We start from the raw sequence: 12,700 nt of genomic DNA, 5'->3' as shown, positions 1-12,700 counted from the left end.
AGAGAAAGGCGCGGGTGCGACGGGAAGCTGGAGCACCCGCCGCCGCGCCGTAGGGTGGGCTTCAGCCCACCGTTGTCGGATCGAAGCGGTGGGCTGAAGCCCACCCTACGACGTCATGCGTGCCGCTCAGATCAGCGGCTGCAACGCGCGCGCGGCTATCTGCGCATCGTCGCCGGCAGCGCGGCTGACCATCGCGTAGTTGTAGCCGTTGCCCGAGCCGTACTGCGCCAGCAGGCCGCCGTCGACGCGCTGGCCGCGCGGCAACAGGTAGCGCCGCGGGCCGGGCGGGCGCACGTAGAAGCTGATCGCGTGGCCGGCGGCATCCTGGTACAGCACCATCGCCGCCGGCCCCTGCTCGGTGGCGAACAGGCGGCCGCCGACCGGCCGGAAGCCGGCGCCATGCAGGTCCGGCAGCGGCACGCGGCGCGCGAAGTGATGGTCCAGCCAGGCCTGCAGGTCGCCCGGATGCTGCGGCACCAGGTCAGGCCGCGCGCCAGGTTCCTGCGCCAGCAGTCGGTACGCCGCCAGCGCGTCGCCCATCGGCGGCATCGCGCGCGCGACCTGCCAGCCGCGTGCCTGCCAGCCGCCCCAGCTGCCCAGCCCCAGGCACAGCACCAGCGAGGCGGCCAGCGCGAGGCGCGTCATCGCGCGTCGCCGCCGGCGCGTGCGGATCGCCACGGGATCCAGCGCCGGGTTGGCGGGCAGGCCGGGCATCCCCAGCGCGGCGCGCAGGTGCTGCGCATCGCGCTGCCAGGCCTGCACTTCGGCGGCGCGCTCGGGGTGCCGGGCCAGGTAAAGCTCCACCGCCGCGCGCTGCTCGCCTTCGAGGCGGCCGTCGACGTAGGTGTGGATGTCGTGTTCGCTGGGTTCGTTCATTTGAGCACCCGCAGGGAGGGATGGGTGGTTTCGCCCTCGCCGAGCCGGCGCAGGGCCGCGCGTGCGCGCGACAGGCGCGACATCACGGTGCCGATCGGCACGTCGAGGATCTGCGCGACTTCCTGGTAGCTCAGGCCTTCCACGGTGACCCACAGCAGCAGGCTGCGCTGCTCGGGATTCAGCCGTCCGAACGCCTGCAGCATCGCCTGCGCCACCGCCTCGCGCTCGGCCGAAGGGGCTTGCGGCTCATCCTCCTCCGTGCGCAGGCGGCCGAGCAGCCAGGCATGGCGTTGCGCGCGCCGACGTCCGTCGAGAAACTGCCGGTACAGGATCGCGAACAGCCAACTGCGCAGCGAAGCCTCCTCGCGCCGGCTCGACCAGCGCGACAGCGCACGCTCCAGCGTCGCCTGCACCAGGTCGTCGGCGCTGGAGAGGTCGCGCGTGAGCCACAGCGCGAAGCGCCGCAGCCGCGGCAGCAGGTCGCGCAGGGCGTCGTCGAGCGGGTGGGCGGGCATGGCCGGGCTCCGGCGTGGGATCTGGCAGAAGGACGCGCCAGCGCGCCGATTATTCCACCGCGAGGGAATAAACCGCCGGCCCGCGCGTCCATCGGTCGTCATCACACGGCCGAGGGCCGGAGGATTCCATGCGAAACGTGTTTTCCGGCCCGGCCGCGCGCTGGGCACTGATCGGCGGCCTGGCGCTCGCCACCGTGGCCGCCTTCGGCTACGTCGGCGGCTGGCTGGCGCCGCGGCGGCTGACCCCGCAACGGCTGGTCGACACGCTGCAGAACAACGGCGGCCTGCATCCGGGCTACCGGCGCAACCACGCCAAGGGCGTGTGCGTGGCCGGCTGGTTCGAGGGCAACGGTGCGGCACGCGCGTATTCGACCGCCGCCGTGTTCGATCGCGTCCGCACGCCGGTCATCGGCCGCTTCGCGATTCCCGGCGGCAATCCCTACGCGCCGGACGGCAGCGTGCCGATCCGCAGCATGGCGCTGCGCTTGAACCTGCCCGACGGCGAGCAGTGGCGCACCGGCATGAACGCCATGCCGGTGTTCCCGGTATCCACGCCGCAGGCGTTCTACGAACAGGCGCTGGCCGGCCGGCCCGACCCGGCCACCGGCAAGCCGGACCCGGCCAGGCTCGCCGCGTTCTTCGCGGCACATCCGGAGGCCGCGGCGTTCCGCGCCTGGGCCAAGCAGGCCAAGCCGTCGGCGAGCTACGCCACCGAGCGCTACGACAGCATCAACGCGTTCTACCTGGTCGACGCGCAGGGCGGACGCCACGCGGTGCGCTGGGCGATGCTGCCGCAGGCCAGCGATGCCCGCCCGGGCCCCGCCGGCGATCCGGACTATCTTGATCGCGACCTGCAACAGCGCCTGGCGCAGGGACCGCAACGCTGGACCCTGCGCATCACCTTTGCTGCGCCCGGCGACCCGATCGACGACGCGGCGCGCGCCTGGCCGGCCGACCGCAAGAGCATCGATGCCGGCACGCTGGTGATCGACCGCATGCAGCCGCAGGACAGCGGCCCCTGCCGCGACGTCAACTACGACCCGACCGTGCTGCCGGCCGGCATCGAGCCTTCGGCCGATCCGCTGCTGGCGACGCGCTCGGCCGCCTACGCCGATTCCTACCTGCGCCGCACCGCCGAGGAAGCGCACCTGCCCGGCACCGCGCGTGCCGCCACGGAGACCGCGCGATGACCACGCCCATCACCTTCCACCCGCTCGCGCGGCTGCTGCACTGGACGATGGCCGCGATGGTCGTGGCGATGCTGTTCGTCGGCGCCGGCATGGTCGCCACCGTCTCGGCGAAGCACGCCTGGCTGCTGGCGATCCACAAGCCGCTGGGCATCGCGATCCTGCTGCTGGCGATCGTGCGGCTGGCGGTGCGCATGCGCCATCGCCCGCCGCCGCTGCCGGCCGACCTGCCGGCGTGGCAGCGGCTGGCGGCGCTGGCCTCGCACGTGCTGCTGTACGCGTTGATGCTGGCGCTGCCGTTGCTCGGCTGGGCGATGCTCTCGGCCGGCGGCTATCCGGTGATGCTCGGCGAATCGCTGCGGCTGCCGGCGATCGCACCGGAGAACGCCGTGCTGTTCGCCTGGCTGCGCGAGACGCACCGCTACCTGGCCTGGCTGCTGTTCCTCACTTTCGTGGTGCACATGAGCGCGGCGCTGTACCACGGGTTGATCCGCCGGGATGGGGTGCTGGCGGCGATGGCGCCGATCCGCCGGCGAAAGACGCACCCCGCAGCGGGAAGCTGACGTTTCGCGCGGCTTCAGCCCACCTTGCAGATCGGAGCGGTGGGCTGAAGCCCACCCTACCAAAGCATGCCGGAACTATGGCATGCCGCGGTGCCGGCCACGCTTGGCATCGAGCATCAGCAGGTCGGCCTCGCGGTAGGCCTCGCCGAGGTCGCGGTCGGGACCTCGCCAGCTGTAGCCCAGGGTGGCCGCCACGCCGGCGCCGCGCAGCGCCTGCTCGATGCGCGCGGCCTGGCGGGCCAGCTCGGTAGGGCCGACGTCGAGGATCAGTACCACGAACTCGTCGCCGCCCAGCCGCGCGACCACGTCCGAGGCGCGCACCGTGGCGGCGATCTCCTTCGCCGCGCGCTGGATCAGCGCGTCGCCGGCGCTGTGGCCCTGGCTGTCGTTGGTCTGCTTGAGCCGGTCCAGGTCGACCACCACCACGCCGGCGGTGGTGTGCTCGTCGCGGCAGCGCTGCTCCTCCAGCGTCAGCAGCTCGCGCCAGCCGCGGCGGTTGAAGACGCCGGTCATCGCATCGGTGGTCGCCTCCAGCTCGGCGCGCTCTGCACGGCGCTGGGCTTCCTTGAGATCCACGTCGTGGCACCACAGCGTGGCCAGCATCTGCGCGCACAACTGCACGATCGGCAGCCAGCGTTCCAGGTCCATCGGCACCGGCCGCGGGTCGATGCCGCACAACGTGCCGATGGCACCGTGGTCGAGCTGCACCGGCACGCCGAGGTAGGCGCCGATGCCGTGCCGGGCGATCGGCGCGGCAGCGTAGGCCGCGTGCGCGCTGACGTCCGCCACCACGCACGGGCCGCCGCGCACCATGCGCGAGCAGATCGAATCGGCCCACTTGAGCGCGTCGCCGCTGCGCACGCCGTAGCACGCGTCGGCGGCGGCCAGCACCAGCCAGTCCCCGCCTTCGACGCGGGTGAAGTACCAGGCGGCGACGCCGGTGCGCGCGCGCAGCATGGACAGGCAGGCATCGGCGGCCTCGCGGAAACCGTCGAAGGCGGGCAGCGGCAGGGTTTCGGGCGGCGAGCTCATGGATGCAACGACGGCGGTGACCGGAACGATGACGGGCTTCATGACGCCTGCCTCGATGGTGCCAGCATGCCGATGAATCGCCCCTGCGCCGATGGAAGCAGGTTTCATGCCGCCGTTTTTCCCTCACTAGGGCGGCAGCAGCGGCACCCGCGTCAGCGCGTCGGCCAGCGACAGCGCGATCAGCACCGCCAGCCAGGCGAAGCCCGCGCCGGCGACGATCCGCAGCAGCGCGTTGTCGGTTTTCAGGCGCATGAAGATCGTCAGCACCAGCAGCGCCTTGACGATCGCGATGCCGAGGTTGGCCACCTCGTTGAACGCGCCGAGTCTGAGCAGCGCGCTGCCGGCACTCAAGGCCAGCAGCGCCAGCAACGCCACCAGCGTCCACAGGTTGCTGCCCAGCGACGGCGGCCGCGGGCCGCTGCGGTGGCTGCGCCGGGGACGGGCGGCGCGCGCGTTCATCCGGCTCTCCCGACCAGGTAGATCAACGGATAGACGAAGATCCACACGATGTCGACCAGGTGCCAGTACAGCGCGGTCAGTTCCAGCGGCGTGTGGTAGTCGGCGTCGTAGGCACGGCGCCAGGTGCGCCAGGCCATCACCAGCAGCAGCACGACGCCGATGGTCACGTGCAGGCTGTGGAAGCCGGTGATGAAGTAGTACAGGCAGTAGAAGATCGCCATGCCGTGCGCGTACACGCCCTGCTGGGTGTAGCGGACGCCCGGGATCAGGCCTTCCCGGTATTCGGCGGCGTACTCGAAGCCGTGCATCACCAGGAAGCCGGCGCCGAGCGCGGCAGTGAGCACCAGCAGCGCGCTGGCCAGCCGCCGGCCGCCCAGTTGCACCTCGCGCACCGACAGCGCCACAGCGCAACTGCTGGTCAGCAGCACCGCGGTCTCGATCGTGCCCAGCAGCATGTCGGTGTGCCGGCTGGCCTCGGCGAAGGCGTCGGGGAAACGCACGCGGCACAGCGTGTAGCCGGCGAACAGCACGCCGAAGAACAGGACCTCGGTGGCCAGGAACGCCCACATGCCCAGCGTCGCGGCCTCGCGCTGCTGCACGGGATCGTCGAACTGCTCGGGCACGGGATGCAGGCGGGCGTTCATCGGCGGTAGGCGTAGGGGCCTTCGTGCACTTCCGGCGTCTGCTCGAAGTTGTGCAGCGGCGGCGGCGAGGGAACCTGCCATTCCAGTCCCTTCGCGTCCCACGGGTTGGCGCCGGCGCGCGCGCCATAGCGCAGCGACCAGCCCAGGTAGAACAGCGGCAGCAGGTAGGCCACGCCCAGGATGGTCGCGCCGGCCGAGGACAGCACGTTCCACACCTGGTACTGCGGCAGGTACTCGTGGTAACGCCGCGGCATGCCTTCCCAGCCCAGGATGTACTGCGGGAAGAAGGTCAGGTTGAAGCCGAAGAACATCAGGATCGCGGCGAAGCGCGCCCAGGCCTCCGAGTACAGCCGTCCGGTGATCTTCGGCCACCAGAAGTGGATGCCGCCCAGGTACGCCATCACCGCGCCGCCGACCATGATGTAGTGGAAGTGCGCCACCACGAAGTAGGTGTCGGTGAGGTTCACGTCCAGCGCGGTGGCAGCCAGGAACAGCCCGGTCAGCCCGCCCAGCATGAACAGGCCGACGAAGCCCAGCGCGTAGAGCATCGGCGCGTCGAAGCCGATCTCGCCCTTATACAGCGTGGCGGTCCAGTTGAAGACCTTGATCGCCGAAGGCACCGCGATGATGAAGGACAGGATCGAGAACACGATGCTCGCGTACATCGACTGCCCCGCCACGAACATGTGGTGGCCCCACACCAGGAAGCCGACCACGGCGATGCCGATGATCGCCCACACCATGAACTTGTAGCCGAAGATGCGCCGCCGCGCGCCGGCGGTGATCAGCTCGCTGACCACGCCCATCGCCGGCAGGATCATGATGTACACGGCCGGGTGCGAGTAGAACCAGAAGAAGTGCTGGAACAGCACCGGGTCGCCGCCCAGCGCGGGGTCGAAGATGCCCACGCCGAACAGCCGCTCCAGCGCGATCAGCGAGAGCGTCATCGCCAGCACCGGCGTGGCCAGCATCATCACCAGCGCCACCGCGTACATCGACCACACGAACAGCGGCAGGCGCATCCAGGTCATGCCCGGCGCGCGCATGGTGTGCACGGTGACGATGAAGTTGAGGCCGGTGAAGATCGAGGAGAAGCCGACGATGAACACGCCGACCACGGCCATCAGCACGTGCGAGTTGGAGAACATCGTCGAGAACGGCGTGTAGAAGGTCCAGCCGGTGTCCACACCGCCCAGCAGCAGGCAGGCGAGGGTGAAGATGCCGCCGAGCACGTACAGGTACCAGCTGAACAGGTTGAGCCGCGGAAACGCCACGTCGCGCGCGCCGATCATCAGCGGCAGCAGGAAGTTGCCCAGCGTGGCGGGAATCGAAGGGATCAGGAAGAACCACACCATCACCACGCCGTGGAAGGTGAACGCCTTGTTGTAGGTCTCCGCGCTGACCAGGTCGCCGGCGGGGGTGACCAGCTCCCAGCGGATCAGCGCGGCGGCCAGCCCGCCCAGGAAGAAGAAGAAGGTGATGCCGATGCCGTACAGGATGGCGATGCGCTTGTGGTCGTGCGTGGTCAGCCACGAGCGCAGGCCGTAGCCTTCCTCCAGGTAGCTGCGCGGCGCCGGCAGGCGCTCAACGGTGCTCATCGGCGTTCTCCGTCTGCGTGCCGCGGGTCTTCAGGTAGGCCACCAGGGCCAGCACGTCCTCCTCGCCGATGCGCCCCTCGTAGCTGGGCATGATCGGCGCGTAGCCGGCGGCGATCTGGGCTTTCGGCAGCAGGATCGAGTCGTGCAGGTAGCGCTCGTCGGCCCGCACCTGCGAACCGTCGGACAGCGGCACGGTACTGCCATAGAGGTGTTCCAGATCCGGCGCGTGCACGCCTGACTGCGGATCGTGGCAGCCGCTGCAGCCCAGTTGCCGGAACAGCGCCCGGCCCTGCGCGGCCAGGCCGACGCCGGCGTGCGCCTGCAGCCAGCGCGCGTAGTCGGCCGGCGGCATGGCGACGACCGAGCCACGCATGCGCGAATGGTCGGTGCCGCAGAACTCGGCGCAGAACAGGTGGTAGGTGCCCGCCTGCGTGGCGGTGAACCAGAGCTGCGTGTAGCGGTCCGGCAGCACGTCCTGCTTCACCCGGAAGGCTGGCACGTAGAAGCTGTGGATCACGTCCTGCGAGGTCATCACCAGCCGGATCGGCTGGCCCACCGGCACGTGCAGCGTGTCGATCTCGCGCGCACCATCGGGATGCTGCACCTTCCACATCCACTGCTTGGCGACCACGTAGACCGGTTGTGCATCCTTCGGCGGCGTACGCAGCCGGATCCACAGGTGCACGCTCCAGCCGAAGATGCCCATGAACAGCACGAAGGGCACCAGCGTCCACGCCAATTCCACGCCCAGGTGCGAACGCGCCGGCGTGCGTTCGGCGGCAGTGCCGCGGCGGTACTTCACGCAGAACACCACCATCACCGTGAACACCCCGACCACCACCAGCGTGCACAGCGCCAGCAGCGTGTCGAACAGGTGGTCGACCGCCGGCGCGACCGACGAGGCCTGCGGCAGCATCATGCGCGCGCCCTCCGCCGCAGCCACAGCATCCAGAGCGCGAGCGCCAGCACGAAGGCCACGCCGAGCGCCTGCATGCTGCGGCCGATCGCCAGGCTGTAGCGGCCGGTAGTGGGGTCGTAGCCGCAGCACAGCAGCACCAGGCGGTCGACCAGGTTGCCCAGCCGGCCACGCGAGGCGTCCACCAGCGCCAGCCGCAGCGAGGCCGGCGGCCAGGACACGCCGAAGAAGTACTGCGCCACCTTGCCGTCCGGAGTGATCGCCACCAGCCCGGCGGCATGCGCGTACTGCTGCAGGCGCGCGTCGTAGAAGTAGCGGAAGCCGACCGCCTGGGCGAGCGCCCCGATCGAGGCCCGGTCGCCGGTGAGGAAATGCCAGCGTGGCACCCGGGCATCCGGATGCATGCGCGCGAGCATCGTGCGCGCGTGGCTGGCATCGGCGGGTGTCTCGCGCGGGTCGATGCTGACGAAGGCCACCTCGAAGTCGCGGCCGGGCTCTAGGTCCAGCCGGGCCAGCGTGTGCGCCATGCCGTTCAGCACCACGTCGCACAGGTTCGGGCAGCGGTAGTAGCCGAGCGCGAGCAGCAGCGGCTTGCCGTGGACGAGCGTGCGCAGCGCGACTGGCCTGCCGTCGGCGTCGGCGAAGCGCGCGTCCAGCGGGACCTGCGCGCCCAGGCGCTGGTCGAAGCCGGCGCGCTGGGTGAGATCGGCGGGAGGCGGAGGCGCCTGCGCGGCCCAACACGGCACCCACAGGACGAACAGCAACACCGTGCGCAGCAGTGCGCCCCCTGCGTACGCGCGACCGCGAGGCAAGACCAGGCCGCGCGCTCGCGCGCAAGGTGCCGGCCTGGCTTGGAAGGCCCGGCCCCTCATGGCGAAGGCTCCGCGGACGATGCGGACGCCGGCGCCGCCTGTCCGGAGGCCAGCAACGCCATCGCCCGCCCGATCGGTATCCGCGCCACCGTATGCGCGCCGTCCAGCCACGCATACCGGTCCAGCCGGGCGCGCTGCAGCGCACGCTCGGCGGCGATGTCCGCCGCCGGATCGGTCTGCAGGCGGGGCGGCGGCGGGATCGGGCGCGCCGGCGGCGTACCGGCCGTGAGCACCGGGCGCGCCCAGGCATACACCAGCAGCACGATCGCCAGCAGGCTGAGCGCCAGGATCGCCGCGGCCCAGTGCAGCAGGCCGGCCGCCACCGCATAGGACTCGTGCGAGTCGGGCTGCCGGCTCATGTCGATGCCTCCAGCGCGGCACGGCGTTGCGCGCCGTAACCCAGCCACCACAGGCCGCCGATGCCGATCCAGGCGAGCGGATCGCTCCACGCCAGCGCATGCCCGCGCAACCCAGGCAACACCAGCCAGGCCACGTAGCCGACCTGCGCGACGAACAGCCACAGCGCCACGCCGGCCAGCCACGCCACCCGCTGCTTGGCCTGCCGCGACAGCAACACGGCGAACGGCAGCGCCAGGTGGAACAGCGCCAGAAACGCACCCAGCCAGCGCCATCCCGTCTTCATCCGCGGCAGGTACCAGACCGTCTCGGCCGGCAGGTCGGCGATCCATGCGGTCAGGTAGTCCATGAAGGCCAGGTAGCCCCAGGCCAGCACCAGAACCATCAGCAGGCTGCCCAGGTCGTTCAGCAGTCTGGACGTCCACCCCCCGGATACCTTGTCGCGGCCGGCCACGCTGACGCACACCGCCAGTGCGGCTGCGGCGAGCAGTTGCGCCGTGCCGAGCAGGATGCCGAGCACCGTCGAATGCCAGCGCGGCACCAGCGACATCACCCAGTCGACCGCCGCGATGGAAATGGTCAACGCATAGAGCACCAGCCCACCGGCGGCGAAGCGCGCGGCGGCCGGGGTCGCCAGCCGACGGCGCATGGCGTGCGCCAGCCACAGCCACACGCCGCAGACGACCATCGCGCGCGCGATGAAGAACGGCACGTCGAGCCACCAGCGCTGCGCCTCGAGCGACGGGTCGGCCGCCTGCGCTCCGGCCCAAGGGAACAGCGCCGCCACGCCGATCAGCACCGGCAGCAGCAGCAGCGCCATCAGCGGCAGCCGCCGGCTGGCGGCGAGCAGCGCGGGGCGCAGCGCCAGGCCCCAGTCGCCGCCGGTCAGCGCATGCACCATCAGCAGGCCCACGCTGCCCAGCGCCGGCGCCAGCCAGAACAGCCAGGCAAACAGGTAGGACAGCAAGGCATCACGCGGCGCGTGCAGGCCCAGCAGCAGGCAGGCGGCCAGGGCGAGCAGGCCGATCGCCGCGGCGATGCCTTCGCCGCGCGACACGTCCGGCCAGCGCCGGCTCATCGGTTCACCCCCGCCTGCTGCAGCCGGCTCAGGTCCTGCGGCGTGAGCCGGTCGCGCGGGGCGTGCTGCGAGAGTTGCAGCCCGCGGATGTAGGCGACGATGGCCCAACGGTCGTGCGGATCGATGCGGTCGGCGTAGGGATACATCACGCCGTAGCCGTGGCTGATCACCTGGTAGAAGTGGCTGTCCGGCGCGTTGCGCAGGCGGTCGGTGTGGTAGCTCGGCGGCGCGGGGAAGCCGCGGCGCACGATCATCCCATCGCCGTTGCCCGACAGGCCATGGCAGGGCGCGCAGTAGATGTCGAAGCGTTGCTGCCCGCGCTCGAGCAGCGCCAGGGTGACCGGCAGCGGGTTGGCGTAGCGGCGCTCGCCGGCGTCGCCCCGGGCCAGGCTGCGGCCGTGCGCATCCAGCGGCAACGCCGGGCCAGGATCGGGCGGCAGGCTCATGCGGCCGCGTCGGCCGCTGGACGTATCGGCGGCCGCGCCCTGCGCCATCGGCACGCTGCCCGACGGCGGCGTGCGCGCGCTGTTGCCGTCGGCGAACAGCGGGCTCGGCGCGAGCGGCTTGTACTTCGGCTGGGCGTACATGTCGTGCATGGCCTGCTCACAGCCGGCCAGGGCGAGCAGGGCGAGCGCGAGCGCTGCCGTCCGCGTCACATGCGCGCCGCGCCGGTCCGGCCTCCGCTGCCACCACCAGCTCATGGCTGCACCTCGTCGATCGCCAGCGGGGCCAGCCGCTCCAGGTCCGCGTAGGCACGCTGCGCGTCGAAGAGCGGGTCGTCGGCGCGCAGCCAGAGGAAGAGGCCGTCGCGGCTGGCCGCGTCGAAGCGCGGCACGTCGAACAACGGATGGTTCAACCGCGGCAGGCCGTTGGCGACGAACATGCCGACGATGCCGAACAGCGCGGCGAACAGGATGGTCATCTCCAGCGCGGCCGGGATGAACGCCGGCCAGCTCGCATCGGGACGTCCGCCGACGTCGATCGGGTAGTCGACCACCGCGGCGTACCACTCAAGGAACAGCGTGCCGAAGCCGCCGCACAGGCCGCCCAGCAGCACCAGCAGGGGAATGCGGTTGCGCACCGGCCCGAGCGCCTCGGCCAGGCCTTCCACGGCGTACGGCGTATAGGCCTCCATCTGCGTGTAGCCAAGGCCGCGCAGTTCGCGCGCCGCCAGCAGCAACGCCTCGGCATCGTCGAAGCGGGCCAGCCAGCCTTGCTCGTGCAACGTGCTCACGCGCCCTCCCGCCCGAGCCGGGCACGCAGCTTGCGCAGCTCGAACATCGGCAGCAGCGGCAGCAGCCGCACGAACAGCAGGAACAGCAGGAAGAACAGCCCGATCGAACCGGCCAGGAAGGCGATGTCCCAGAAGGTCGGGTAGAACATGCCCCAGCTGGAGGGCAGGAAGTCGTGGTACAGGCTGCCGACGATCAGTTCGAAGCGCTCGAACCACATGCCGATGAGCACCAGCAGCGCGATCACGAACAAGGCCGCGGGGCTCTGCCGCACGCGCTGGAACCAGAGCGCCTGGATCGCCACCACGTTGCAGCCGATGACCGTCCAGTACACCCAGGCGTAGGCGCCGGTCAGTTGCTGCATGGCATGCGCGATCTCGTAGCGGTCGCCGCCGTAGAACGCGTTGAACAGTTCCGAGGCGTAGCTGTAGTCGACGAACAGGCCGGCCGCCAGCATCAGCTTGGCCAGGTTCTCGATGTGCCGCGCGGTGATGAAATCGCCGAGGTCGAAGAAGCGGCGCAGCGGAATGCCCAGCACCAGCACCATGCCGAAGCCGGAGAACAATGCGCCGGCGACGAAGAACGGCGGGAAGATGGTCGAGTGCCAGCCGGGCAGCAGGCCTTCGGAAAAATCCAGCGCCACCATCGAGTGCACCGAGAACACCAGCGGCACCGCCATCGCGGCCAGCAGCAGGTTGAGCGTCTCGAAGCGCTGCCAGTGCCGCGCCTCGCCGCGCCAGCCGAGCGCCAGCAGGCCGTAGAACACCTGCTTGCCGCGCGTGCGTGCGCGGTCGCGCAAGCTCGCCAGGTCGGGGATCAGGCCGACGTAGAAGTACAGGATCGAGACGATCAGGTAGGCGACGATCGCGGTGAAGTCCCAGAACAGCGAGCTCCTCCACTGCGGCCACACGCCCATGCGGTCGGGGTAGGGCGCCAGCCAGTAGAAGAACCACGGCCGGCCCAGGTGCAGGATCGGGAAGATGCCCGAGACCGACACGGCGAACACGGTCATCGCCTCGGCGTAGCGGTTGAGCGCGTTGCGCCAGCCCTGCCGCGCCAGGTACAGCCCGCCGGAGATGAAGGTGCCGGCCATGCCGATCGCGATCCACCACACGTAGTCGGCGATCGCGAAGGCCCACGCCACCGGCATGTCCAGGCCCCAGATACCCACGCCCCGGGCCAGCAGCCAGACGATGCCGGCGCCGAGCCAGGCGGTGAGCACGAACGCGAGCGCGAAGGCGAGCAGCCACAGGCGGCCGGTCGGGCGCTCGAGCACGATGTCGCTCACGCGGTCGGTGATCGAGGCGTGGGTTTCGTGCGGGGCGAGCAGCGGCATGGTCATGCCGGCGCTCCTACGCTTGCCGATACGGC

At 70.8% G+C, this 12,700-nt stretch carries 15 protein-coding genes; 2 read left to right on the top strand and 13 right to left on the bottom strand.

Translation table 11 applies throughout. The features are described 5' to 3' along the window. Nucleotides 1–126: 126 nt before the first annotated feature. Nucleotides 127–876, bottom strand: coding sequence for an anti-sigma factor family protein (locus AAIL17_RS15110; protein WP_424683682.1), 750 nt, complete (start codon nt 874–876; stop codon nt 127–129). Further along, a complete protein-coding gene (locus tag AAIL17_RS15105) occupies nt 873–1,391 on the bottom strand; it encodes an RNA polymerase sigma factor (RefSeq protein WP_424683681.1) in 519 nt (172 codons plus the stop codon). Before AAIL17_RS15105 ends, AAIL17_RS15110 begins: the two co-directional genes overlap by 4 nt. A 128-nt stretch (nt 1,392–1,519) precedes the next feature. Between AAIL17_RS15105 and AAIL17_RS15100 the strand changes: the two genes are divergently transcribed. After that, nucleotides 1,520–2,581 carry a catalase family peroxidase gene (locus tag AAIL17_RS15100; RefSeq protein WP_424683680.1) on the top strand — a complete coding sequence of 354 codons (1,062 nt, stop codon included), beginning with the start codon at nt 1,520–1,522 and terminating at the stop codon, nt 2,579–2,581. Beyond that, on the top strand, nt 2,578–3,141 hold the full coding sequence (locus AAIL17_RS15095; RefSeq protein WP_424683679.1) for a cytochrome b: 564 nt from the start codon (nt 2,578–2,580) through the stop codon (nt 3,139–3,141). Before AAIL17_RS15100 ends, AAIL17_RS15095 begins: the two co-directional genes overlap by 4 nt. Nucleotides 3,142–3,216: 75 nt before the next feature. Here the strand turns inward: AAIL17_RS15095 and AAIL17_RS15090 are convergent, their stop codons facing one another. The 11 genes from AAIL17_RS15090 to nrfD form a co-directional block, all read right to left on the bottom strand. Further along, nucleotides 3,217–4,215 (bottom strand): GGDEF domain-containing protein, encoded by a 999-nt coding sequence (locus AAIL17_RS15090; protein WP_424683678.1) that lies wholly within the window; start codon nt 4,213–4,215, stop codon nt 3,217–3,219. Between the two features lie 84 nt (nt 4,216–4,299). Continuing rightward, on the bottom strand, nt 4,300–4,632 hold the full coding sequence (locus AAIL17_RS15085; protein WP_424683677.1) for a cytochrome C oxidase subunit IV family protein: 333 nt from the start codon (nt 4,630–4,632) through the stop codon (nt 4,300–4,302). Next, nucleotides 4,629–5,276, bottom strand: a complete 648-nt coding sequence (locus tag AAIL17_RS15080) for a cytochrome c oxidase subunit 3 family protein (protein ID WP_424683676.1) — start codon at nt 5,274–5,276, stop codon at nt 4,629–4,631. The genes AAIL17_RS15085 and AAIL17_RS15080 overlap by 4 nt, the downstream gene beginning before the upstream one ends. Continuing rightward, on the bottom strand, nt 5,273–6,874 hold the full coding sequence (ctaD, locus tag AAIL17_RS15075) for a cytochrome c oxidase subunit I (protein WP_424683675.1): 1,602 nt from the start codon (nt 6,872–6,874) through the stop codon (nt 5,273–5,275). Before ctaD ends, AAIL17_RS15080 begins: the two co-directional genes overlap by 4 nt. Beyond that, nucleotides 6,861–7,793 (bottom strand): cytochrome c oxidase subunit II, encoded by a 933-nt coding sequence (gene coxB / locus AAIL17_RS15070; RefSeq protein WP_424683674.1) that lies wholly within the window; start codon nt 7,791–7,793, stop codon nt 6,861–6,863. The genes ctaD and coxB overlap by 14 nt, the downstream gene beginning before the upstream one ends. Next, nucleotides 7,790–8,557: an SCO family protein gene (locus AAIL17_RS15065; protein WP_424683673.1), complete on the bottom strand. Its 768-nt coding sequence runs from the start codon at nt 8,555–8,557 to the stop codon at nt 7,790–7,792. The genes coxB and AAIL17_RS15065 overlap by 4 nt, the downstream gene beginning before the upstream one ends. A gap of 101 nt (nt 8,558–8,658) precedes the next feature. Further along, on the bottom strand, nt 8,659–9,021 hold the full coding sequence (locus tag AAIL17_RS15060; protein WP_424683672.1) for a hypothetical protein: 363 nt from the start codon (nt 9,019–9,021) through the stop codon (nt 8,659–8,661). Continuing rightward, complete coding sequence (locus AAIL17_RS15055; protein WP_424683671.1) at nt 9,018–10,097, bottom strand: hypothetical protein; 1,080 nt, start codon at nt 10,095–10,097, stop codon at nt 9,018–9,020. Before AAIL17_RS15055 ends, AAIL17_RS15060 begins: the two co-directional genes overlap by 4 nt. Further along, nucleotides 10,094–10,798: a c-type cytochrome gene (locus AAIL17_RS15050; RefSeq protein ID WP_424683670.1), complete on the bottom strand. Its 705-nt coding sequence runs from the start codon at nt 10,796–10,798 to the stop codon at nt 10,094–10,096. The genes AAIL17_RS15055 and AAIL17_RS15050 overlap by 4 nt, the downstream gene beginning before the upstream one ends. Beyond that, a complete protein-coding gene (locus tag AAIL17_RS15045; RefSeq protein WP_424683669.1) occupies nt 10,795–11,331 on the bottom strand; it encodes a DUF3341 domain-containing protein in 537 nt (178 codons plus the stop codon). Before AAIL17_RS15045 ends, AAIL17_RS15050 begins: the two co-directional genes overlap by 4 nt. Then, nucleotides 11,328–12,671 carry an NrfD/PsrC family molybdoenzyme membrane anchor subunit gene (nrfD, locus tag AAIL17_RS15040; RefSeq protein WP_424683668.1) on the bottom strand — a complete coding sequence of 448 codons (1,344 nt, stop codon included), beginning with the start codon at nt 12,669–12,671 and terminating at the stop codon, nt 11,328–11,330. Before nrfD ends, AAIL17_RS15045 begins: the two co-directional genes overlap by 4 nt. Nucleotides 12,672–12,700 lie beyond the last annotated feature (29 nt).

Source organism: Frateuria sp. YIM B11624, assembly GCF_049727805.1.
Lineage (GTDB): Bacteria > Pseudomonadota > Gammaproteobacteria > Xanthomonadales > Rhodanobacteraceae > Frateuria_A.
The sequence above is the reverse complement of the archived record's forward strand: the minus strand, read 5'-3'. Positions and strand labels throughout refer to the sequence as shown.

Bases quoted from the DNA above. Each gene is read 5' to 3' on its own strand.
- AAIL17_RS15110 (WP_424683682.1), bottom strand. From the start codon at position 876: ATGAACGAACCCAGCGAACACGACATCCACACCTACGTCGACGGCCGC.
- AAIL17_RS15105 (WP_424683681.1), bottom strand. From the start codon at position 1,391: ATGCCCGCCCACCCGCTCGACGACGCCCTGCGCGACCTGCTGCCGCGG.
- AAIL17_RS15100 (WP_424683680.1), top strand. From the start codon at position 1,520: ATGCGAAACGTGTTTTCCGGCCCGGCCGCGCGCTGGGCACTGATCGGC.
- AAIL17_RS15095 (WP_424683679.1), top strand. From the start codon at position 2,578: ATGACCACGCCCATCACCTTCCACCCGCTCGCGCGGCTGCTGCACTGG.
- AAIL17_RS15090 (WP_424683678.1), bottom strand. From the start codon at position 4,215: ATGAAGCCCGTCATCGTTCCGGTCACCGCCGTCGTTGCATCCATGAGC.
- AAIL17_RS15085 (WP_424683677.1), bottom strand. From the start codon at position 4,632: ATGAACGCGCGCGCCGCCCGTCCCCGGCGCAGCCACCGCAGCGGCCCG.
- AAIL17_RS15080 (WP_424683676.1), bottom strand. From the start codon at position 5,276: ATGAACGCCCGCCTGCATCCCGTGCCCGAGCAGTTCGACGATCCCGTG.
- ctaD (WP_424683675.1), bottom strand. From the start codon at position 6,874: ATGAGCACCGTTGAGCGCCTGCCGGCGCCGCGCAGCTACCTGGAGGAA.
- coxB (WP_424683674.1), bottom strand. From the start codon at position 7,793: ATGATGCTGCCGCAGGCCTCGTCGGTCGCGCCGGCGGTCGACCACCTG.
- AAIL17_RS15060 (WP_424683672.1), bottom strand. From the start codon at position 9,021: ATGAGCCGGCAGCCCGACTCGCACGAGTCCTATGCGGTGGCGGCCGGC.
- AAIL17_RS15055 (WP_424683671.1), bottom strand. From the start codon at position 10,097: ATGAGCCGGCGCTGGCCGGACGTGTCGCGCGGCGAAGGCATCGCCGCG.
- AAIL17_RS15050 (WP_424683670.1), bottom strand. From the start codon at position 10,798: ATGAGCTGGTGGTGGCAGCGGAGGCCGGACCGGCGCGGCGCGCATGTG.
- nrfD (WP_424683668.1), bottom strand. From the start codon at position 12,671: ATGACCATGCCGCTGCTCGCCCCGCACGAAACCCACGCCTCGATCACC.